Annotated in this window: 18 protein-coding genes and 1 tRNA gene; 6 read left to right on the top strand and 13 right to left on the bottom strand. The window is 58.9% G+C overall.

The window, feature by feature from the left end:
- The first annotated feature begins 86 nt into the window (after positions 1–86).
- The gene (locus GR183_RS05845) at positions 87–1,517 is read left to right on the top strand and encodes a DHA2 family efflux MFS transporter permease subunit (RefSeq protein WP_202395850.1); all 1,431 of its coding nucleotides are present in this window, start codon (positions 87–89) and stop codon (positions 1,515–1,517) included.
- A 266-nt stretch (positions 1,518–1,783) separates the two neighbouring features.
- Here the strand turns inward: GR183_RS05845 and GR183_RS05840 are convergent, their stop codons facing one another.
- Together GR183_RS05840 and GR183_RS05835 are read right to left on the bottom strand one after the other, a co-directional pair.
- Complete coding sequence (locus GR183_RS05840; protein ID WP_160774642.1) at positions 1,784–2,497, bottom strand: RlmE family RNA methyltransferase; 714 nt, start codon at positions 2,495–2,497, stop codon at positions 1,784–1,786.
- Positions 2,498–2,519: 22 nt separating this feature from the next.
- Entirely contained in the window at positions 2,520–4,115 is a 1,596-nt protein-coding gene (locus tag GR183_RS05835; protein WP_208999761.1) for a Ppx/GppA phosphatase family protein, read from the bottom strand.
- Positions 4,116–4,372: 257 nt separating this feature from the next.
- Here GR183_RS05835 and GR183_RS05830 point away from each other — a divergent pair.
- Positions 4,373–4,446: transfer RNA gene (locus GR183_RS05830), tRNA-Gln, on the top strand.
- 327 nt (positions 4,447–4,773) lie between these two features.
- Here GR183_RS05830 and GR183_RS05825 read toward each other — a convergent pair.
- Both GR183_RS05825 and GR183_RS05820 read right to left on the bottom strand, forming a co-directional pair.
- Entirely contained in the window at positions 4,774–5,193 is a 420-nt protein-coding gene (locus GR183_RS05825; RefSeq protein WP_208999760.1) for a RidA family protein, read from the bottom strand.
- 8 nt (positions 5,194–5,201) lie between these two features.
- Positions 5,202–6,419: a pyridoxal phosphate-dependent aminotransferase gene (locus tag GR183_RS05820; RefSeq protein WP_160774640.1), complete on the bottom strand. Its 1,218-nt coding sequence runs from the start codon at positions 6,417–6,419 to the stop codon at positions 5,202–5,204.
- A gap of 110 nt (positions 6,420–6,529) precedes the next feature.
- On the opposite strand from GR183_RS05820, the gene GR183_RS05815 reads away from it, so the two are divergent.
- Positions 6,530–7,402, top strand: a complete 873-nt coding sequence (locus tag GR183_RS05815; protein ID WP_160774639.1) for a LysR family transcriptional regulator — start codon at positions 6,530–6,532, stop codon at positions 7,400–7,402.
- Positions 7,403–7,449: 47 nt separating this feature from the next.
- On the opposite strand, the gene GR183_RS05810 is transcribed toward GR183_RS05815, so the two are convergent.
- The 3 genes from GR183_RS05810 to GR183_RS05800 all read right to left on the bottom strand — a co-directional run bounded on the left by GR183_RS05810 (position 7,450) and on the right by GR183_RS05800 (position 11,684).
- On the bottom strand, positions 7,450–7,884 hold the full coding sequence (locus tag GR183_RS05810) for a universal stress protein (protein ID WP_160774638.1): 435 nt from the start codon (positions 7,882–7,884) through the stop codon (positions 7,450–7,452).
- Positions 7,881–10,487, bottom strand: coding sequence for a TRAP transporter permease (locus GR183_RS05805; RefSeq protein ID WP_160774637.1), 2,607 nt, complete (start codon positions 10,485–10,487; stop codon positions 7,881–7,883). Before GR183_RS05805 ends, GR183_RS05810 begins: the two co-directional genes overlap by 4 nt.
- Positions 10,488–10,712: 225 nt before the next feature.
- A complete protein-coding gene (locus GR183_RS05800) occupies positions 10,713–11,684 on the bottom strand; it encodes a TAXI family TRAP transporter solute-binding subunit (protein ID WP_160774861.1) in 972 nt (323 codons plus the stop codon).
- Between the two features lie 466 nt (positions 11,685–12,150).
- Between GR183_RS05800 and GR183_RS05795 the strand changes: the two genes are divergently transcribed.
- A complete protein-coding gene (locus GR183_RS05795) occupies positions 12,151–13,098 on the top strand; it encodes a GlxA family transcriptional regulator (protein ID WP_160774636.1) in 948 nt (315 codons plus the stop codon).
- Between the two features lie 62 nt (positions 13,099–13,160).
- On the opposite strand, the gene GR183_RS05790 is transcribed toward GR183_RS05795, so the two are convergent.
- The 3 genes from GR183_RS05790 to GR183_RS05780 are packed head-to-tail and all read right to left on the bottom strand — an operon-like array spanning position 13,161 to position 15,510.
- Positions 13,161–14,096 (bottom strand): NAD(P)-dependent oxidoreductase, encoded by a 936-nt coding sequence (locus tag GR183_RS05790; protein WP_160774635.1) that lies wholly within the window; start codon positions 14,094–14,096, stop codon positions 13,161–13,163.
- Positions 14,093–14,695 carry a DJ-1/PfpI family protein gene (locus GR183_RS05785; protein ID WP_160774634.1) on the bottom strand — a complete coding sequence of 201 codons (603 nt, stop codon included), beginning with the start codon at positions 14,693–14,695 and terminating at the stop codon, positions 14,093–14,095. The genes GR183_RS05790 and GR183_RS05785 overlap by 4 nt, the downstream gene beginning before the upstream one ends.
- A complete protein-coding gene (locus GR183_RS05780; RefSeq protein WP_160774633.1) occupies positions 14,692–15,510 on the bottom strand; it encodes an N-formylglutamate amidohydrolase in 819 nt (272 codons plus the stop codon). Before GR183_RS05780 ends, GR183_RS05785 begins: the two co-directional genes overlap by 4 nt.
- Before the next feature lie 480 nt (positions 15,511–15,990).
- Between GR183_RS05780 and GR183_RS05775 the strand changes: the two genes are divergently transcribed.
- The gene (locus tag GR183_RS05775; RefSeq protein ID WP_160774632.1) at positions 15,991–17,103 is read left to right on the top strand and encodes a mandelate racemase/muconate lactonizing enzyme family protein; all 1,113 of its coding nucleotides are present in this window, start codon (positions 15,991–15,993) and stop codon (positions 17,101–17,103) included.
- Positions 17,104–17,122: 19 nt separating this feature from the next.
- A complete protein-coding gene (locus GR183_RS05770) occupies positions 17,123–17,842 on the top strand; it encodes a dimethylsulfonioproprionate lyase family protein (protein WP_160774631.1) in 720 nt (239 codons plus the stop codon).
- 129 nt (positions 17,843–17,971) lie between these two features.
- Here GR183_RS05770 and otnK read toward each other — a convergent pair whose 3' ends face one another.
- The 3 genes from otnK to GR183_RS05755 are packed head-to-tail and all read right to left on the bottom strand — an operon-like array spanning position 17,972 to position 21,070.
- The gene (gene otnK / locus GR183_RS05765) at positions 17,972–19,228 is read right to left on the bottom strand and encodes a 3-oxo-tetronate kinase (RefSeq protein WP_160774630.1); all 1,257 of its coding nucleotides are present in this window, start codon (positions 19,226–19,228) and stop codon (positions 17,972–17,974) included.
- A complete protein-coding gene (locus GR183_RS05760; RefSeq protein ID WP_312846776.1) occupies positions 19,225–20,049 on the bottom strand; it encodes an N-acyl homoserine lactonase family protein in 825 nt (274 codons plus the stop codon). Before GR183_RS05760 ends, otnK begins: the two co-directional genes overlap by 4 nt.
- Positions 20,042–21,070, bottom strand: coding sequence for an aldo/keto reductase (locus tag GR183_RS05755; protein ID WP_160774628.1), 1,029 nt, complete (start codon positions 21,068–21,070; stop codon positions 20,042–20,044). The genes GR183_RS05760 and GR183_RS05755 overlap by 8 nt, the downstream gene beginning before the upstream one ends.
- Positions 21,071–21,211 lie beyond the last annotated feature (141 nt).

Here is a 21,211-nt window from a genome sequence, read left to right as displayed (position 1 = left end):
TTTATCATACAAAACGCCTTGTGATTGATCCGGCAACACTTAATCCTGCTATAAGGCTTCAAAACCCTCGCATTTCAGAGTTTCCAGTGCTTCCTCGTCAAAGACTGGTCGCGCTTGTCGTGGCCTGCGCCCTTTTCATGCAAACGCTCGATTCCACGATCCTCGGCACCGCACTGCCGGCGATCGGGCGATCATTTTCGATAGATCCCGTTCGCCTGCACCTGGCAATGACGTCTTATCTGATCGCGCTTGCGGTATTCATGCCGGCAAGCGGGTGGATCGCGGACCGCTTCGGCACGCGCAACGTTTTCCGCTGGGCGGTTGCGATCTTCGTCCTCGCGTCGATCGGCTGCGGTGCGGCGTCCTCGGTTACCGAGCTCATTATCATGCGTATCGTCCAGGGGCTGGGCGGGGCGATGATGGTGCCGGTTGCACGGCTCGCGCTTCTGCGCGCGGTGCCGAAATCGCAACTCGTTCAGGCGATGACGTGGGTAACGGTTCCCGCGCTCATCGGCCCGGTCGTAGGCCCTCCGCTCGGAGGGTTTCTCGTGACCTATGCCGAATGGCCCTGGATATTCTGGATAAACGTTCCGGTCGGCCTGCTGGGAATTACGCTCGCCACGATCTATTTCGAGGACATCCGCGGAGAAGACAGGCCGCCCTTCGACCTGAAAGGGTTCTGCCTTTCTTCTGTTGCCATTGCCGGGCTGCTTTTCGGGTTCGAACTGGCGCCCAATACCAATATCGCCGGCTATACGGGCCATCTGCTCATCGCAGCCGGGTTTCTGGCCGGTCTCGTTTATGTGCGTCACGCCATTTCGGCAGCCTCGCCGATCCTCGACCTCTCGCTCCTTCGAATTTCCACATTCCGCGTCAGCCTCTTCGGAGGTTCCTTTTTCCGATTCGGGATCGGCGCGATACCTTTCCTCCTCCCGCTCATGCTTCAGCAGGGCTTCGGCAAGACCGCTCTCACTTCAGGGCTGATCACTTTCGCGGCGGCAGCCGGAGCAATATCGATGAAATTCGCGGCCCCACGCATTCTGGCAAGAGCCGGCTTCCGAAACGTCCTCAGCCTCAACGCCTTGCTTGCCGCCATATCGATCGGCGCCTGCGCGGCTTTCTCGCCCGCTACGCCCGCTTTCGTGATGATAATGATCCTGTTTATCGGCGGGTTCTTCCGGTCCCTGCAATTCACGGCGCTGAATTCGATCGCATTTGCGGATTTGAGCGACACCCAGATGAGCCGGGCCACAGGCTTCACGTCCATGGCGCAGCAATTGTCGCTCTCGATAGGGGTGAGCATTGCCGCATTGACGCTTTCGGCGACCACGATGTTGCGCGGCGCCCAAAGCGCCGGCCCCACCGACTATGCGATCGCTTTCCTCGTCGTCACGGGAATCGTGCTTGTTTCGGCGGTTTCGTTCCTGACCCTTGACCGCGATGCCGGGGCTTCGGTTTCCGGCCACGCGGCCACTGTGGGCGGAGCGTCGCGCCCGCCGTCAGATACCAGAGTTTAGGGTCTGTTGAGAATCAGGTTTCGAGCGTGGCGTAATGCGAATTTCGGGCCTGAACAGGCGAAGAGACCGCTGTGGTGTATTCCATCAAAAGGGCTCTTCAACGCATTCAGGGCCGAAATTCGTCGCGTCCCGAAGGGATATGGCGAAAAGCGTCCATCTTTGCGTCGCAGGACCTTGAAAAGGGGGCAGTCCTACCTGCGGTCCTGCTTCTGAAGCTGAACGATTTTCGCTTATACCACGCACCAAATCCTGAATCTCAACAGCCCCTAAGTCATGGGCTCATTGTCATTGCGCCCACGAAAACCCTTTGCGAGAACGTAAAGTTCAGGGCTTTCCTGGCGGCTCGCCGGCGGCTTCACATGGACGACAGAATGGTAGTCCTGCTTCAACTGACGAAGCAGTTCGTTCTCCGTTCCGCCGCGAAAGACTTTCGAGAGAAAATTACCGCCCGTCACCAAGTTCTCGCGAGCGAATTCCGCCGCCACTTCGAACAGGTGCGTTGTGCGCAGGTGATCCGTCTTTCGATGCCCCGTCGTCGGCGCCGCCATATCGGACAGGACAAGATCCGCCTTGTGCCCGCCCAAAGCCTCCATCAGCGCCTGCGGCGCATCGTCGTCCAGAAAGTCCTTCTTCAACAGCACGACACCGGGGATCGGCTCGACGTCCAGATAGTCGATACCGACGACAAGCGGATTTTCGTCGGTCGAGCCCGTCACATCGGCCGCGATCTGGCACCAGCCGCCGGGCGCGGCACCAAGGTCCACAATGCGGATCCCGGGTTTCAGAAGCTTGTGTTTCTCGTCGATTTCCAACAGCTTGTAAGCTGCCCGTGACCGGTAGCCATCGATCTTCGACCGGCGGACATAAGGGTCGTTCAGATGACGCTCAAGCCAGCGCGTGGAGGATTCCTTGCGCTTGCCTGCCGTCTTGACGCGTTGATAAAGGCCGCGTTCACCGCGACCCCGCCCTGAAGTGGCCATGGAACCTTTCCGGTTTGCCTGATTATCTTTGCCTGCGTCTGCCGCGCCATTTGCCGTGCCGCGATCTGCGCCAGACTTCATCGGCCGACATCAACTCCATGAGGATACCCTCGCGCAAGCCCCTGTCGGCAACCCTCAGCCGCTGGCATGTCCAGCGTCGGCGGATGGCTTCGAGTATCGCGCAGCCCGCAAGCACAAGATCGGCACGATCCGCGCCAATGCAAGGGTTCTTCACCCGCTCTTCGTAAGGCATCGAGCGCAGCCGGTCTATCATGGAGGAAACGTCTTCATGACCGAGCCAGGCACCATCCACCCTGCGACGGTCATATCGCTTCAGGCCGAAGTGAACGCCGGCCAGCGTCGTTACCGTACCCGAAGTGCCCAGCATGTGAACCTTGCCGGAGCAGATCGCATCCGTCAGTTGTTCGCCAAGGGCGAAGGATTCAAGATGGCCCGCCGCATCCGCGACCATCGCTTCGAAGACGTCCAAAGTGACATTCCGTCCCCCGTGGCGCTCGGCCAGGTTGACCACGCCCACAGGAAGCGAAATCCACGCGCGTATGAATTTCGTCAGCGCATATCCGCGCGCGCCACAGCGGTTTCGCAGATCCAGCCACACGATTTCCGAAGAACCACCGCCGATATCAAACAGCACAACACCATCGGCTTCCGGATCGACCAGCGAAGCGCAGCCCGCAACGGCCAGACGCGCTTCGGTCTCACGCGAAACGATTTCGAGGGAAAGCCCGGTCTGATCGCGCACGCGGTCTATGAAACTCTCGCCGTTTTCGGCTGCCCGGCACGCTTCCGTCGCAATCAGGCGAAACCTTTCCACCCCGCGCTGCATGAGCTTGTCGCGGCAGCAGTCGAGCGCTTCGACCGCACGATCCATCGCATCATCGGAAAGCCTTCGTGTGCGCCCCAGCCCCTCGCCAAGGCGAACGATTTTCGAAAATGCATCGACAACCCTGAAGCCGCGCGTCTCGGGGCGCGCCACAAGCAGACGACAATTGTTCGTCCCCAGATCAAGTGCCGCATAAAGGGTGTCCTGCTGGCGGCCTTCTTCGGCGCGAAGGTCTTGCGACGAAACGGAGGGAGCGTATGCGTTCCCTTTGCCGTTGAGATACGCCGGTTTGTAAACTGCGGGATTGCCTGCGCCGCCGCCACGCTCATCCTGCCGGCCTGCCCGTTCGCCGCCCGCATGCCCGCCTCCCGTTTCCCCGGAGCGCGAAGCGTCTATTGAGGCATCTGTCTTCGAAATTTCAGCGCATGGAAGCGTGGCATTGCCTGAATCTTGGGGCGGCGCTTCAACCTGATTGTTGTCCGAGAATTGCTCCGCTCTACGCTCAGCCCGGTTCGGGCGGCGCCGACGCTTTTTCTTCTTCGACTGTTTAATGCCCGATCCGCCCGCAACCGCATGGACGGACGAACCATCCACGGAAGCGGGTTGCGAAGATCCGTTCAGACGCCCGTCAACATCCTTTCGCCTCTTGTGAGGCCCGCGCCAGGAAGACTTGCGTCCATCATCCGAACTCTCCGCCGTATCGGGCACGGCCCGGAATGCCTCCGGCCCGAATTCGCCCGTGTCGCTCACTTCAAGCCCTCGGCAGCGCCCCATCAAGGCGCCGCCCTCCAATCGTTAGTTGACGCGAGTGTAGCAGCTTGCGCTCATTGAGCAAATCGAACATGAGGCTAAAGGACAGAAGCCTGCCGGGTGCTGAGCAGGCTTGTTCAGCTTGGACGCGCCACCTTTTGCACAGGCGTTGCGGATAGGCGAAAAATTCTCCTCACGGTGTTGCATCCTCCCTGCGGGTTTGTATATAAACATGCCAACGGCAACGTGGACGGCTTCTTCCCACGCGCTGTCGTTCACACTGGGGAATAGGTTAACGGTAGACCCACGGACTCTGACTCCGTTAGTCCTGGTTCGAATCCAGGTTCCCCAGCCACTTTCCTGATTTATTCCAATGATCTCGAACGATTTTGCGCTCTCGGGCATTCCCCGTGCAGTAGCAGGCATATGCGCATTCGACGTCGCAATTCTGCTGCCGCGGAACCAACAATTCTTTGTTTCGGAGACAGATTCGAGTCAGCCTGAGATTTAGCGTGGGTAAAAGGTGTGCTTCGCCAAGGGTTTGGGACAAAAGTTGTGCTGACTTAGAGCGCTTGCCCTACCGGATGGCGTCGTCCAATCGATAAGAAATTTACCAGGAATCAATGCGTTGAGCCCCCCACCAAATCCGAGCAGGATTTGGCGGGAGATACTAAGAAACCGGCTATTCTCCCGATTTCACCGCTGCGGTCAGCTGAATTTCCACCGGAGCATTTCCAGGCAGCGTTGCAACTCCTATGGCAGCGCGGGCTCCAATGCCCCTATCCCCGAGTTCCGCGAAAAGGTAGTTGGAGGCGAAATCGGCCAGCTTCGCATGTGTCGTAAACCCGGCTTCGGCTGCTATGAAAACTGACATGCTCACGATCTGGTCGATAAATTCGCCTTCTAGCATTTGGCCGCGAGCCGCGGTCAACGCATTCCCGCAGGCCAATTCCACGGCAAATCGGTATTCCTCGATATTCGCGTTCGCAGGTATTTGCCCGGTCACCTTGAGTTCGCCGTCTTGCCGCGGGGTCATGCCGGACGTGTAGACCATGTTACCCACGCGTTGGGCCGGAACATAGTTGCCCTGCGGAATTGGCATTGAATTACTCATGTCCGGTACCTTTCGACAAGAACGGCCATCCGCTCAACTGCCGCGACAGCAGCGGCGTGATCCTGCGAGAAGTTCAATCGCACGCTGTTTGCGGTATGGGGACTAAACTCTGTCCCGGGCGTTACAATGACGCCCGCTTGAAGGCGGAGGATTTTGACGAAATCGGAATGACTCACCGAAAGGTCAGGCAACCGCGGGAACAGGTAGCTGCCTGCCATCGAGGGTCGAACGAACGCGCCCTCTATGCCGCGCAGCGCATCGACCAAGCCATCGCGAATAGCCTGATGCTTGCGGATGCGCTCCTCCATCCAGGCTGCCGGCTCGTCAAACCAGCCACGCAGGACCGCCTGGCTGTAGCCTGCCGCCCGAAGGCTGACGATCGCCTGGAGCTTTTCCATCCGCGCGATGATCCTGGCCGACCCAAAGGCGACGCCGAGCCGATATCCCGACAGCGACTCGGTCTTCGATGGTCCCATTATCGTGATGACGTTTTCCGGATTAACGGCCTGCGCACGGAAATGCGTGTAGGACGCGCCCGTGTAGCGCAGGCGTGAATAGAGTTGGTCGACGATGACAGTGGCGCCGTATTTTTCGCCGAGGGCAGCGATCCGCGAAATCTCTTCGGCAGAGTAGACGACGCCCGTCGGGTTGTTGGGGTTGGAAAACAGGAACACCCGCGCTCCTGCCTTGAATGCATCTTCGAGCTCATCGAGATCGAGGCCCGCTTCCCCTTCCGGAGACTGATCGTACCTCATCTGCACCGGCACCATTACGCCGCCGAAGAACTCGACCAATTTTCGATTCGCGAAATAGTCGGGCTGAACTATTGCAACTTTATCGCCCTGATCGACGGTGGAAGCGACAGCGAGAAACAGGGCCCCCTGGGTGCCGGGTGTAATGATCAAGCCGTCATCGGCATCTACGGGCGCACCGGTGAAGTCGGCCAGTCTTGGAGCAATGAGCGCACGAATATCGAGATTGCCGCGATATTCGGTATAGGCTTGGCACCCTCCCCGCTCCACACCCGTAGTGAATAGGTCGAATGCGCCCGGCGTCGGTTCATGAGCGTCGACATCCCCGTGCGAGAAGTCGACCTTGCGCCCGGGAACCGTGTCTCCTCTCAGCAGAAGCTCTACGTCTTTGGCGTTCTGCCGCACCTCTTGGCCAGGCGCATCGTCAGCGCCTAGCTTGCTGAATTTTGCTTCAATCGCCATGTCGGTTCCTCGCAAAAAGGCATCATATTCTGGTTCTGGTTGGTATTAGAGTGAAATGGAAAGGTGGAAAATATTGCTTTTGATATTTTCAAAAGATAGACAATCTATCTATGGATACCCGCTTCCTTGAAAGTTTCGTCGTCATAGCGGATTGCGGTTCGATAGCCGAAGCATCGCGGCGGTTGAACGTCACTCCGGCGGCACTCGCTCAGCGCTTGCGTGCGCTGGAAAAGGATCTGGGCCACAAGCTGGTTGAACGTGCCGGGCGAACCGTGCGGCCCACCGCCTCGGGGATGGCGGTTCTGCGCCACGCGCGCCCGCTGATCGAAGGTGTTCGCGATCTTCAGGCTATCGCCGCCAATGACGAACCCGCAGGCAGGCTGCGCATCGGAGCCACGGCCACCGCCATGACCGGCTTGATACCCGAAATTGTCGCGGGATTGCGAAAGCGTCATTCGCGAATTGAGTTCTTCCTGCGTCCAGATTCCTCGGTAAACCTTTATCACGGCGTTCTGGCCGGGGAACTCGATGCGGCTGTGATCGTGCGCCCGCATTTCGCCATTCCAAAATCGATTGGATGGCTTGCATTGCGCAGAGAACCGCTGGTTTTGATCGCACCTGCGGGTACGCGCCTGAATGACCCGCATGGTGTTTTGTCGGAACAAATATTCATCCGGTATGACCGCAACCAATGGGGTGGCCAAATCATCGACCGATATCTTCGCACGCACAAACTGGCGGTAAGGGAGTGGCTGGAACTGGACGCACTGGACGCTATAGCCGCACTCGTCGGTCGTGGGCTGGGCGTTGCTATCGTACCGGACTGGGCGCCGCCGTGGCCTGAAGGCCTGCCGCTGGAAAAGAAGATCCTGTCAGATGGCGAAGCCCGGGAAGTCGGAATATTATGGAATTCATCGACAGCTCAAATCGCTGCCGTAAATGCGTTTGTCGATTTCTGCGCCGGCCAAAAAAACGCGCTGTGATAGCGTTGCCTGCGCATTGCGAAAATGCGCAGACACAATTTTCCACTTTATCTCACGACGAGTACCGAGCAATTCGAATGGCGGACAATGCGGGCGGCATTGGGGCCAAGCAGATAGTCCTTGAAATCCGGCTTATGCGCTCCGATCACGATTAACGATGCATTGTCCGCCTCGGCAATCCGCAAGATTTCCTCATAGGCGCTACCGGAAACCACTATGTGTCGGACTTGAGCGTTGGCATCTGGGCCAAGCGATGTCGATACAAGGTCATCCAGGAGCTTGCGAGCCTCCTTCATAGCCATGTCCAAATGGTCCTTGCCGAAGAAGGTTCCCACTATGCTCATTCCGAAGTCGGGCACAACGGTGACTACATCCAGCCGACTGCCTTCATTCGCCGCAAGACGGGCCGCTTGTTTCAAGACGCCGATATCGCGATCCTTGTTACTGACGTCGACGGCACACAGAACAGGCCTGGCTGTCATGCTGCGGTCTCCTCTCTTTTTCTGCGGCTTTTTTGCAGCATCATGACCAGGCCAAGCAGTAACATTGCCGGGAAATAGACGAGTTCCGCAGGAAGCTGGTATTGCGGCAGCTTGGCAACCGATACATGCACCGCATCGTCGGCGTAGAAGTCCAACTCAGCCAGTTTGTTCGCAAGCGGTGTTCCGAAAAGCGGCTCATCAAGCAGGAGCACACCGTTTTCCTCGGCAACGACCAGACCCATGCCCTCGAGACGCGCCGCACCGCCCGGCTCGTCGCCCAACTCGACGTCGATCGTAATATCCTTCGCTTTGCCGGTATCGAAGTCTGGCCCGCTAACGACCATTCGTATGGTTGAACCGGGATCCACCTCTTCCAGGGCCGCGGCCAGCTCCGTCGGTGCAAGCGAGCGGAATGGCGGCTGCAATCTGTCCATGAAAAAGTCCGGCCGAAAGAATGCGAATGCAATCAGGATCAGCAGCACACTCTCATGGATACGATTGCGCGTCATGAAGTAGCCCATGGTCCCGGCGGTAAAAACCAGAATGCCGACGGTGGCTGCGGCAAAAATGATGATCCCTTGCACCCAGGTAACGTCTATCAGCAGAAGGTCGGTGTTGAGGATGAACAGGAACGGAAGCGCCACGGTCCTCAGACTATAGAAGAATGCCGTAAAGCCGGTGCGGATCGGATCGCCTCCCGATACGGCCGCCGCAGCAAAGCTCGCTACACCGACCGGAGGCGTGACATCAGCCATGATGCCGAAATAGAAGACGAAAAGGTGCACCGCGATCAACGGCACAACCAGGCCCGATTGCGCGCCCAGTTCCACCACCACGCCTGCCATCAACGAACTGACTACAATGTAGTTTGCGGTGGTCGGCAACCCCATTCCAAGCACGAGGCTGAGCAGAGCGACCATCGCCAGCATCAAAAGAAGATTTCCGCCGGAGAGAAACTCGACCAGTTCGGCCATGACCTGCCCGACGCCGGTTAGCGTGATGGTACCTACGATTATCCCTGCGGTGGCCGTCGCCAAACCGATCCCGATCATGTTCCGGGCGCCGTCCATCAGGCCACCGCCCAGATCCTGCACGCCGGATCGGAAGGCCGCGTAAGCATCCCCTTCGCCACGAAAGAACGCCTTCAGCGGACGTTGAGTGACCAAAATCGTCAGGAGCAGTGCCGAAGCCCAGAAGGCCGACAAGCCAGGGGACTTCTGTTCGATCATCAGCAAATAAACCAGCACCACGATCGGCAGCAGGTAATAGAGGCCGGTCTTGTATATGTCCGTTACAACGGGCAATTCCACGACCTGGGCGTTCGGGTCGTCAGGTTCCAGGTCCGGAGCTTGCGCGGCAAGCCAAAGCAACCCGACATAGGCGAGAAAGATCGCGGCCGAGAGAAACAGTCCAGATGCTGGCAGCATTCCCGTAATCCAGCCCACCGGATACTGCAGCACGTAGCAAAGCAGCGCGAAACCACCGAAGAATGCGGCCATGCCACCAATGGTACGTCCAATCGAGACAACGCGATTGCCGAGTGTAGGCAAGTTGCGCTTCAAGGCCTCCAGATGAACAATGTAGAACAACGCGATATAGGAAATCACCGCCGGCAGGAAGGCGTGCGTGATGACCTCGACATAGGAGATGCCCACGTATTCAACCATCAGGAAGGCGGCTGCGCCCATCACCGGCGGCATGATCTGGCCGTTGACCGAAGACGCTACCTCAACCGAGCCGGCCTGCTCGCTGGTGAAACCAACCCGCTTCATCAAAGGAATGGTGAAGGTTCCGGTGGTGACGACGTTGGCGATGGACGAGCCGGAAATGAGCCCTGTCGCGGCCGAACCGACAACAGCGGCCTTGGCCGGGCCGCCCCGTAGATGACCGAGCGCGCCAAAAGCCATCTTGATGAAGTAGTTGCCGGCGCCGGCCTTGTCCAGGAGTGCGCCGAAAAGCACGAACAGGAAAACGAACTTGGTCGAAACTCCGAGCGCGATACCGAAAACGCCCTCGGACGTAATCCACATGTGGCTCATCGCCTTCTTCAGGCTCGCACCTTTCCACTGGATGACTTCCGGCACCCAGTCCGCGGAGCCGAAGAATACATAAGCGAGAAAGACGGTTGCGACGACGACCATCGGAGGCCCCAAGGCGCGGCGCGCGCCTTCGAGAAGCACGATAATCCCGAAAAATGCGAACCATTTGTCGGCTTCATCGGCCACTCCCCCTGCAATCACGATCTTTTCGTAGAAGAAGAAGCCGTAGAGCGCCATAAACGAGCCGAAAAGGCCAATAAACCAATCCTGGATCGGGACGTGATTTCGCGGACTGGATTTGAGCGCCGGATAGGCCATGAATGCCAGGAATATCGCGAAGGCCAGGTGAACCTGTCGCGAGTTGTTTATAAGACTTCCAGCCAGGATGTAGTTGGAAAACGGCGACGCCAGGATCAACTGAAATACGGACCAGGCAATGGCTGTCACAGGAAAAAGCATCCCCAGCGATCCCGAGAACTTCCGGGCTCCTGTGTCGGAAGATGCTACGAGTTCCTGAAACTCTTCTTCGCTGAGCGCAGACGTGCCTGCCGCTTTCTCCGGCATCCTTTGATCCCTCCCGATCGAATGTCTTCTGGTTTTCTGGAAATGTCGTCCAGAGCAATTTCAGATCAGGAAAGCGAAGTCGCTTTCCTGATCTGAAATCGGCACTGCATGAATGTCTTGAGTTGATCCCCGTTGCCAAATCCGATTCGGAGTTGGCGGAAAAAGCCCGAGGAGAAATGCCGATTGGCGGGGGCGATTTCCCGCCCCCGCCGAGGTTAACAGGCCTTAATGGATCCAGCCTTTTTCCTTGTAATATTTTGCAGCGCCCGGATGCAGCGGCGCAGACAGACCATCGGAAATCATTTCTTCCGGCTTCAGGTTGGCAAAGGCCGGGTGAAGCTTCTTGAAGTCCTCGAAATTGTCGAAGACCGATTTCACGACCTGGTATACGGCTTCATCCGAGACCGCATCCGATGTAACGAAGGTCGCGCCAACACCGAATGTCGTGACGTCCTCGTCGGATCCCCGATACATCCCGCCCGGGATGGTAGCCGTCCTGTAAAAGCTGTTGTCGGCGATCAGCTTATCGATTGCCTCTCCGGTCACATTGACGAGGACCGAGTCACAGGAAGTCGTTGCTTCCTTGATCGAACCGGACGGATGCCCCACCGTGTAGATCATCGCATCCAGTTGATTGTCGCAAAGCGCTGCTGCCTGCTCCGATGACTTCAATTCGCTGGCTACGGCGAAATCGTCGACGGTCCAGCCCATCGCCTCAAGCACGACATCCATGGTTCCACGCTGGCCCGAGCCTGGGTTACCGATGTTGACGCGCTTGCCCTTGAGGTCTTCGAAGCTTGAAATGCCGGCATCCGCGCGCGCCACGAGCGTGAAAGGCTCCGGGTGCACGGAGAAAACGGCGCGCAGTCCCTCAAAGGCCCCTGCTTCCTCGAATTTCGACGTGCCGTGATAGGCATGGTACTGCCAGTCCGACTGAGCCACGCCGAATTCAAGCTCGCCGGCACGAATCGTGTTGATGTTGTAGACCGATCCGCCGGTCGACTCGACCGAGCAGCGCACGCCGTGTTCCTTGCGGCCCTTGTTTACCAGGCGGCAAATCGCGCCACCCGTCGGGTAATAGACGCCGGTCACGCCGCCTGTGCCAATGGTTATGAATTCCTCTGCCGCCACTGCTGCGGGGGCCATAAGTGTGGCCGCAACCGCTGCGGTGTATAACCACTTGATGTTGGACAACATTTCGTATCTCCCTTTGATTACATTGGATTCTTGCGTCTTTGGCGCCTTACGTTCTAATGCGTGCTTATGCACGATTCTGCGCTTCGACGCCATGCGAACCGCTGTGAGCGGGTCGAACACATCCTCCCGGGCCCGCAAACCCCGGACCAAGCCGGGGCCTACACCAAAGCTCCCCCTCGAACCGCGCCCGGCTGAAGCACGGAATGAGCCGGTTGAAAGGAACCTTCGAGCACGCTTTTCTCGCCCAACGAGTTTCCCTTGCGAAAAGCGGAACGGCCGAACGAATGCCCGCAAGCCTGAACATGACGGCGCAAGAACCACGTCGCGCGTCATGCGAAGGCACTTAAACGCCGATTGCAGGAACATCCGTGCTCACGAAATTCCTTCCGATAACGCCATATCTAACATCGGAAGGAATTGGCAGAAATGCCATAATCGGTTAGTTTTCTGCCAGAGGTGACCAGACATGACAAAAGTGATCGCATTGGCCTTTGAGGACGTTCAGCTTCTCGACATCACCGGCCCGCTCCAGGTGTTCTCGTCCGCCTCTTCACTGGACGAAGCGGCAACCTATGAAACGGAAATTGTCTCTCTATCCGGCGGCCCGGTTCGCAGCAGCGCGGGTATCGTTCTTGAAAGCAGTCCGGCCAGCGACATCGCCTCATTTGAGGCCGCGACCGTGCTCATCCCCGGCGGTCCCGGAATACACCGCATGCAGGCTGAATTTCAGGATGAGATGTGTTCCGTTATTCGCAGAGCGGCTTCCGAAGGCGCGCGGATTGTGTCGGTATGCAGCGGCGCCTTGTTGCTGGCGCGCACAGGATTGCTCGACGGGGGCACCGCCACGACACATTGGCGCTGGTGTGAAAAGCTCGCGCAAGAACATCCGGAAGTCCATGTCGATCATGATGCGATATTTTCGCGCATAAACGGCAAACTCTGGACGTCTGCCGGTGTTACAGCAGGTATCGACCTGGCGCTTGCGCTGGTCGAAGAAGATCACGGACGGTCTTTGAGCATAGCCGTTGCGCGCGAGCTTGTCGTTTTCCTGCGCCGTCACGGCGGCCAGGCACAATTCAGCGCTGCGCTGCTCAGGCAGGGCGCTACCGACAAGGGGGAGTTTGACGCTCTGCACGCATGGATCCTGGAGCGGCTGGATCAGCGCATGACGGTAGAAACGCTCGCGGCGCAATGCTGCATGTCGCCGCGCAGTTTTGCCCGGCGCTACAAGGACGCGACCGGGCGCACCCCTGCCAAGGCGATCGAAGCGCTGCGAATCGAGTCAGCGGCCCGTCTCATAGGCGAAACGTCCCTGTCCATCCCGCAGATTGCGACCCGTTGCGGCTTCGCGTCGCGAACGCATCTGGTGCAGGCATGGAAACGCCAGCTGCGCGGGAGCTTTCCACAGCGGTAATTTGCAAGCGTTTCAAAATGCATGCGGACGAGACATCTTCGCGGGACAGACCCTGCGCGAATTCACGGAACCAGATCGTGCAGATCCTCGATATGCGCCAACGCCTTCTTGGCCGCTTCCAGGGCCGTCACCTTCTTCTCCAGCGTTCCCGATCCCGCCAGATGCGGAGACAGGATGCAGTTTCGCGCCTGCGCCAGCGGGCCCGTGGCCATTCTTTCGTCGCCGGACAAAGTGTCCACAGCCGCTCCCGCCAATTTTCCTTCATTCAGGGCACGTGCCAGAGCCGCTTCATCGACGATCCCCGCTCTCGCCGCATTCACGAGAAACGCGCCCTGTTTCATCCGGGAGATCTCTTCGCCGCCAATGAGGCCCCGGGTTTCCTGCGTGAGCGGAACATGAAGGGACAAGACGTCAATCTGACGGAGAAAGCCGCAGACATCGGATGCGACCCGAAATCCGTCCTTCGCTGCATCCGCCAAAGCTTTTTCGCGCGCGTGCACGACGACACTTGCACCGACCGCCCTTGCCAGAGAGGCCATTGCCCGGCCCGTGTTTCCATATCCGTAGACCCCGTACTGGATATCGGAAAGCGACACGATCCTTTCCCGGTCTCGGAAGTCCTTGTCTCCCTGGCGCATGGCCGCGTCTGCCTGCGGAACCTGCCGGAGCATGGCCAGAACCAATGCCAGACAGTGTTCCGCTACGCTTTGCGCATTCGTGCCCGCGGTATTGTCGATTGCAATTCCGCGTTGCCGGGCGGTCTGCTTGTCAATTCCGTCCGTTCCGGATCCGTGAACGACGACAACGTTCAGCATTGGATAGGCGGCCATCAGGCCAGAGCCAACCTCCGACCGTCTGGTGATGATCGCGCGGACCCTGTCCCGCGGCGCCGTTTCTCCACGCCAGGCCAGAGCCGGCTCAATCCCGGCCTGCTCAAGCCACTCCACACCGGCCGGGTGTATCTGGTCCAGGATCAAGCAAACTGGCTTCAAAGTCATTTGTCGGTCCAGAGATCCTGATAAGGAGGCAAAGGCGTGTATTCCATTCGTTTTTGAACCTGGATGGCGAAGTCCGGGCTGAAAATCTGACCCGTCAACCACAATGCCATGTCAATTCCTGCGGACACGCCCGCGGAAGACACGACATTTCCGTCGTCGACGTAGCGGATGTTTTCGACCACCTCTTTCGCGCCGCCCATCTCGCGCGCCTGCGCAATCCGGTTGGAATGGGTCGTGATCCGGCGACCCTGCGCAGGTCCCGCCTTCAGCAGCATAAGAGCACCCGAACAGACCGACGTTACCCACTCCGCCGTCTTTGCCGCTTCGGTGACCCACTCCATCGTGGCGCTGTCATTCAGCGCGTCGTCGACACCCCGGCCACCGGGTACCAACAGGATGTCCGGCTTCGGCATTTCCGAAAGTGTCTTGTCGGGGATGATCCGCAATCCTTTCGAGCACTGCAGCGTTCCCGCTTCCTTGGCAACGGTGTAGCACTTCAGCTTTTCAGTCATCACGCCAGCGGTCGTCAGAACCTGCCAGGGACCGACAAGATCGAGATCCTCTACATTCGGAAAGACAAGGAAAGCGACGGATTTCATATGTTTTTACCTTCATTTACGCTTGTAGGAGAAACCGGCTTCAACGTGGCAAGAGCCTCAAGGAAGGCGCGGTAAAGCTCGAGCAGCACATTCATTCGCACAGGCTCCGCCCACTGATCGGCTTCATCGAGATAGACCCTCTTGGCGGTTTCCACACAAACCGCGTGGACACCGTTTTGAGGTTCGCCGGCGTTTCGGGTTACGTATCCACCGAGAAAATGCTCGTCGGTCGAGCATTCCAGCCCATGCGCGCGAACGACATTCGCGATGCAGGTCACTGTTCTCATGTCGGCGCTCGCGTACCTGTTGGAGCCGAGGCAAACATCCGGGAGCGGATCGGGTGAGACCGAAGGAACCAGCGACCTTATCGAGTGTGCGTCCAGAAGCAATGCGGTGCCGTGAGCGCGCCGGGCACGGTCGAGCGCAAGCTTCAAAGCCTCATGGTACGGCCAGAACACGTCGCGCATCAGCATGCCCCGCTCTTGCGCGTCGGGAGCCTGGTCCGGCCTCCAGATCGGCAAGCCGTCGAACGTGCTCTGCAGGAGCGGATCGCTAGGCGGCCTGTCGGGGTAGAGCGCCTCGCCATTCGGGGGGCGGTTTACGTCGACGACACTTCGCAGGACGTTCGACATCACAACCGAAACTCCCGCTTCCGCCGCGAGCGGAACCAGACGCTCCAGATGGATATCGGTTTCCAGCTCGGCACGTCTGAGGGAATGCAAGCGGCCTTCCAGCCCATCGGGCGAAACGCGGCCCGCGTGCGGAATGGACAGTACGATGTGTGACGAACCCTCGATCGTGGTTATCGAATCCAAGCGAAAGACCTTTCATGTTAGAGGGACCGGCCACCGCCAACTCCGAGGTGCCTTGCGCTATGGATCTCGAAAAACCCGCAAGTCCAGTAGATTTGAACGAAGTCGCCACGCGCAAAAGCGACTGCGTTCGCGAGGTCCGCACGCATCCTTGTCTGAAATAACGAGGAAACGATCTGGCCGAAATGTCATAATTCATCGAATTTCTGCCACGACCGAAGGCGTGCGGTGGAACCTGGCGTGGCAGGATAGCCCAAGATATTGATTTAAAGCCGTTTTCTTGTCGATCCGATCGACCAATTTGGATGATCGTGATCACGAAACATGCCGTGTGATCCACCCGGTGGTTGTTGGGCGTCGGCACGGACGAGCCAGGATGCTCAAGGATGCTATGAATCCATTGGCTTCGCGGGATAGTTTGACTTGGGACAAGATACTTGCCTTGAGTCATTCGAGACTGAAAACCTGCAAGAGTTATCCGCCATGGCCGTCGTCGAGAAAGTCGAAATCTTCATGGTCGACCTTGAACCCAAGGTCAGACGAGCAGACGCGATCCAGAGCTTTGAAAGCCAGGAAACGCCAATCGTTCGAATAACCGACAGCGATGGCGCGCAGGGCACGGGCTACAGCTATACGATCGGCACGGGCGGCCCATCGGTCGTCGCCCTCGTGGAACGCACGCTGGGGCCCCTGCTCATCGGCCGCGATGCGGACCGCATCCAGGAAATCTGGAATGCAATGGTTTTCCGCACCCATGCGACGGCGGTTGGCGCGATCACATCCCTTGCGATGGCGGCAATAGACACGGCACTTTGGGACCTTCGCTGCCGGCGGGCGGGACTGCCGCTTTGGAAGATGGCGGGCGGCGCAAAGCCCTCGGTTCCGCTTTACACGACCGAAGGCGGTTGGCTGCATATCGAAACCCGCGCGCTTGTCGATGACGCAACTGAAGCGAAGGAAAGAGGATTTGCAGGCTCGAAGATCAAGATCGGCCGCCAACACATTAGCGAGGACCTCTCCCAACTATCCGCCGTTCGTGCCGCGGTCGGAGATGCCTACGAGATCATGACCGACGCGAACCAGAGCTTCGCCTTGCCCGAAGCGATCCGCCGGTCGAAGGTGCTGGAGACCGTCGGCGCCAGTTGGTTCGAGGAACCGATGCCTGCCGATGACGTGACCGCCCATGCGCGGCTCGCTGCCGCCACATCGGTGCCGATCGCAGTTGGGGAGAGCATGTATTCGCTCTCCCAGTTCAAGGACTACCTGCAAGCGTCCGCTTGCTCGATCGTTCAGGCCGATGTTGCGCGGGTCGGCGGCATCACACCCTGGCTCAAGATCGCGGGGATGGCAGAGGCGTATAACGTGCCGATCTGCCCGCATTTCCTCATGGAGCTTCACGTCAGCCTCGTCTGCGCCGTCCAAAACGCGCCCTGGCTCGAATATATCCCCCAGCTCGATGTCATCGCGCCCACGGGCATGCGGGTTGAGGGCGGGCGAGCCATTCCGTCGGACGAACCCGGCCTTGGCATCGATTGGGACTGGGACCGCATCGCCGGACAAAATATTTTGCCTCTAACCGAGATCACAAAACCATAGAGTAGCCAGAGTCTGCACCATGACGAGCATCGCTCCGGTCGATACGGCCGAAAATACCCAACTGCAAACCATTCATCTGGTTGATTGTCCTGATTGGCTCTACCTCCTGCGGGAGTTCGATATGCTGTATAGACACGGATCGGCAGGCGGAAGCCGATTGATCCGCGCGCACCGAAAGCGCGTCCGCGACACGCTGTCGTCGATTATCGACGACAACCCGGAAGTCTCCTCGCGCTCACCCGTCGCCAAACCGGTGGCCGCTCACCTTCCCCGCGCTCTCGATCTGGGCGAGCAAGGGGCGGTGCGCGGCATGGCGCGGGCTTTATCGCGGGTATCCCAGGACCTGACGTGGGAATACGGCTACGAGCGCGTCCCGAAGGCTCTTGCGAAGAAATATGCCTATTGTGAGATACTTGGGCCCCGCGGCCCTGTGAAAGCGGACCGCCTTGTACTTGGCTTCGTTCTCTTCGCTCCGAAAACGACGTATCCGCAGCACAGTCATCAGGACATAGAGGAAAGCTATATCTCGGTCGCCGGCGCCTGGTCGGAGAATGACCTCGCTGTTCATGCGCCCGGGTCCCTCATCCTGAACAGGTCCGGAGCAGAGCATCGCATTACCACGGCCGAAATGGATCCCTGTCTGCTGGCCTATGCCTGGATCGGGCCGGAGAATCGCCTGAATACGCCGGGCATGAAGCTTTCCTCAAAGCGGAAAGCCAGGATGTCGCAAGGCATTTGACGTCCGCGCTTTGCGCCGGAACCCTCAAGCGAATTCATTAGCAACCATCGAGATGGATAGGCCTCTTCGCCGCCTTGCCCATTGCCGCATCTCCCGGCAGAAAGAAGGAAAGAAGCCTCGCTTCCTCGTTCATTGCCCACCCCCAAGGACAACCGCCGCTTTCTCGAAGAAATCCTCTGCACCGAAATTGCCGGACTTGAGGGCAACGGCAATTTCCTGCCCCACGACCTTTAGCGCAGGCACGCCCGGATCGATCTCGGGGCCGATTTCCAGCGCTTCGATCCCAAGGCCGGAGACGATCGCCCCAGATGTTTCCCCACCGGCACAGACAAAGCGCGTAACGCCCTGTTTGGAAAGGAGTTTGGCGGTCTCGGCGAATAGAGACTCGATTGCTGCCGCCGTTTCCGCCTTGCCAAAACGCTGCTGCGCCCGACCCACGACCTCCGGTTTGGCGCTTGAATAGGCGAGCGGAATGCCATCCTGCGCAAGCAACCACGCGGCAAGTTCGGAGGCCGTCGTACGGCCGGTCATGACGTCGTCCGCGCGGATTTCGAATGCCGGAAGCCCGCATTGACGATGACGCGCGACCTGGGTGCGGGTAGCCGTTGACACGGACCCGGCCAGCGCGACGACAGGCCCTTCGACACCAGCCCAGCAGGCGGTTGTCGATTTCACAAGGCCAACGTCGAGGAAATTTCGCGGCAGACCAAGCGCAATGCCCGAACCGCCGGTAACGAGCCGAATATCCTTTGCCGCAACGCCAATTTCCATCAGATCCTGGTCGCGGATCGCGTCGACGACAACAAGCCGACAGCCATTGTCCGCTTCGCTTGCAAGCGCTTCGCGAATGGCCCCGGCCCCTTCACAAACGATCGGCCAGGGGACATGGCCGACCCTTCCCTTCGACTGGCGCGCAAGCACGCGGCGAATATCAGCATCGCGCATCGGTGTTAGCGGGTGGTTCTCCATGCCGGATTCCGACAACAGCCGATCGCCGACGAACAAGTGCCCCATGTAGAGCGTGCGTCCGGTCGTGGGAAATGCCGGACAGACGATGGCGACCGGGGCATCGAGCTCATCGAGCAATGCCTCCGATACAGGGCCGATGTTGCCTTCGTCCGTAGAATCGAATGTGGAGCAGCATTTGAAGAAAAACTGGCGGCAGCCCTGCCGCTTCAGCCATTCGAGCGCTTCAAGCGATTGGGCTACCGCCTCCGTGGCTGGAATGGTCCGCGACTTAAGGGCAATAACGCCCGCCGCGACATCGCCATGCGCATCGCCTTTGGGCACGCCGCAGTATTGGACCGTGTGGATGCCGCTCTTTGCCAGCGTGTTGGCGAGATCGGAAGAACCGGTGAAATCGTCGCCGATACAGCCGAGGATCATGTGACAAGGCGCTCCCAATGGGTGGGCGACGGCCCGACGTCGAGACGATGCACCGCCGTCCCGTCGCAGCTTTCCGCAACAGACGGAAAGAGCTGCCTGACCAGCGGATCATGTCCCGGAACGACAAGCTTCGTATCGCTTGCAAGCCTTGGCAGGCGCCGGAACCCTTCAAGCATGGCTTCGGCGTTCTCCACGATCGGAAAGAGCTTTCCCTGCCTGAAATTCTCGTAGTAATGCGAAGCATCGGAGGCAAGGACGAGCCAACCCGTATTCGTCTTCACCCTGACGCATTGAAGCCCGCGCGAGTGACCGCCAAGGGCATGCACCTCGATGCCTGGTGCGACCAACCCCGTTCCGTCATGGAAGACGACACGGCCTGAATAGACCTTACGCACCATCTGGCACACATGATCGACGCTGAAAGGATGGTTCAACGAACCATGGCACATGCAGGGGCCGGTCGCATAAGCCATCTCGGCAGCTTGCAGGTGAAAACAGGCATTCGGGAAACGGTCGAGCGACCCGGCATGATCGTAGTGGAGGTGCGTGACAATCACCGTTTCGACCGATGCCGGATCGATGCCGAAACCGGCCAGGCAGCTTGCGGGATCGCTCAAGATCGGCCGCCCTCGCCTTTTTCCTTCCTCGCCGTCGTAGCCGGTGTCGACCACGATCGTCCGGTTATCGTTGCGGACGAGCCAGATGTAGTAGTCGATGTCATGCGGCGATGAATGGTCGTCGTCGAAGAGAAATGAATCGCCGCGTATCCTCCCGCCCCGTTCGGCATACTTCAGGGCGAAAACTTCGTAGACCTCATCCACCGGCCTTGCTCCCGAAAGGTGTTCGCCTGCCGTCGATCGGGTAGCGTGGATCGTTGTGACCGGGCACCGGCGTATGTCCAGTCGCGCAAAGTCCGCTGAGGAACTCCTCATCCGCTGCCGTATAGTCAGTATTGACCGCTGAAATATAAGCTTCGACCTGGGATAGCGTCCTGGGGCCGATCAGGACGCTCGAAACGGCGTCGTTTGCCAATACCCAGTTGAGCGCAAGCGCGACCGGGCTGCGGCCCGACTGCTCCGCATGGTCTGCCGCCTGGTTCGCAAGCTCAATCGTTCTTGGGAAGAATTCGGTTTCGAGAATGCGCGCATCCCCGCGCGCGCCTCGCGAACCTTCCGGCGCCCCGCCGCGGTACTTTCCGGTCAGCACGCCGCGCGCGAGCGGAGAATAGGAAACAATGCCGATGCCGAAATGGCGGCAGGCAGGGATGTAGTCGGTTTCCACCACGCGATTGAGCATGTGATAATAGGGCTGCGCGGCCACCGGCCTCGCAACGCCGAGCTTGTCGCAAATCCGGATCATCTCGGCGATTTTCCAGGGCCGGAAATTCGAAAAGCCCCAGTGGCGGACCTTGCCTTCGCCAATTAGCCGGCCCAACGTGGAAATGATCTCGTCAAGCGGGACACGGTCATCGTCGAGGTGCAGGTAGTAGAGGTCGATCGTCGTGCGGTCGAGGCGTTCCAGCGAAAGATCGGCGGCACGAAGGATACGCTCCGGCGCCAGGCCTCCGTCATCGGCGATCTCCGGAACGGGGTTGCCGACCTTGGTGGCAAGAAAACAATCCCCGCTCCTTCCCTTCAGCAAACGCCCAAGAATCTTCTCGGATTCCCCTTTCGCATAAGTATCCGCCGTGTCAATGAAATTGCCGCCCGCTTCGAAATAGGCGTCGAGGATCCTTGCAGATTCCGCCTCGTCCGTCTGATCGCCGAACATCATCGTGCCGAGGCAGAGGTTCGATACCTCCGGTCCGCTCTCGAACAAACGCCTTCTTTCAAGCTTCGCCATTGTTTGCCGTCCCCTGTCCGGGCCTTCTTTCTGTGAAGCATATCGGCAGCCCTGCCGTTGAATGCCTCAAAAATTCACATTCACGCATTGAGCAGGCTTTATCGTATACATTAAATCATACTTTATCCGCGCATCCGATTT

It is taken from the genome of Stappia sediminis, from assembly GCF_009826895.1.
In the GTDB taxonomy this organism is placed as follows: Bacteria; Pseudomonadota; Alphaproteobacteria; order Rhizobiales; family Stappiaceae; genus Hongsoonwoonella; species Hongsoonwoonella sediminis.
The sequence above is the reverse complement of the archived record's forward strand: the minus strand, read 5'-3'. Positions and strand labels throughout refer to the sequence as shown.

What these genes read in the sequence shown, in the direction of transcription:
- GR183_RS05810 (WP_160774638.1), bottom strand. Translation starts at nt 7,884, where the DNA reads ATGACAGCCAGGCCTGTTCTGTGTGCCGTCGACGTCAGTAACAAGGAT.
- GR183_RS05815 (WP_160774639.1), top strand. Translation starts at nt 6,530, where the DNA reads ATGGATACCCGCTTCCTTGAAAGTTTCGTCGTCATAGCGGATTGCGGT.
- otnK (WP_160774630.1), bottom strand. Translation starts at nt 19,228, where the DNA reads ATGATCCTCGGCTGTATCGGCGACGATTTCACCGGTTCTTCCGATCTC.
- GR183_RS05770 (WP_160774631.1), top strand. Translation starts at nt 17,123, where the DNA reads ATGACGAGCATCGCTCCGGTCGATACGGCCGAAAATACCCAACTGCAA.
- GR183_RS05775 (WP_160774632.1), top strand. Translation starts at nt 15,991, where the DNA reads ATGGCCGTCGTCGAGAAAGTCGAAATCTTCATGGTCGACCTTGAACCC.
- GR183_RS05795 (WP_160774636.1), top strand. Translation starts at nt 12,151, where the DNA reads ATGACAAAAGTGATCGCATTGGCCTTTGAGGACGTTCAGCTTCTCGAC.
- GR183_RS05800 (WP_160774861.1), bottom strand. Translation starts at nt 11,684, where the DNA reads ATGTTGTCCAACATCAAGTGGTTATACACCGCAGCGGTTGCGGCCACA.
- GR183_RS05825 (WP_208999760.1), bottom strand. Translation starts at nt 5,193, where the DNA reads ATGCCAATTCCGCAGGGCAACTATGTTCCGGCCCAACGCGTGGGTAAC.
- GR183_RS05835 (WP_208999761.1), bottom strand. Translation starts at nt 4,115, where the DNA reads ATGGGGCGCTGCCGAGGGCTTGAAGTGAGCGACACGGGCGAATTCGGG.
- GR183_RS05755 (WP_160774628.1), bottom strand. Translation starts at nt 21,070, where the DNA reads ATGGCGAAGCTTGAAAGAAGGCGTTTGTTCGAGAGCGGACCGGAGGTA.
- GR183_RS05840 (WP_160774642.1), bottom strand. Translation starts at nt 2,497, where the DNA reads ATGGCCACTTCAGGGCGGGGTCGCGGTGAACGCGGCCTTTATCAACGC.
- GR183_RS05790 (WP_160774635.1), bottom strand. Translation starts at nt 14,096, where the DNA reads ATGACTTTGAAGCCAGTTTGCTTGATCCTGGACCAGATACACCCGGCC.
- GR183_RS05785 (WP_160774634.1), bottom strand. Translation starts at nt 14,695, where the DNA reads ATGAAATCCGTCGCTTTCCTTGTCTTTCCGAATGTAGAGGATCTCGAT.
- GR183_RS05820 (WP_160774640.1), bottom strand. Translation starts at nt 6,419, where the DNA reads ATGGCGATTGAAGCAAAATTCAGCAAGCTAGGCGCTGACGATGCGCCT.
- GR183_RS05805 (WP_160774637.1), bottom strand. Translation starts at nt 10,487, where the DNA reads ATGCCGGAGAAAGCGGCAGGCACGTCTGCGCTCAGCGAAGAAGAGTTT.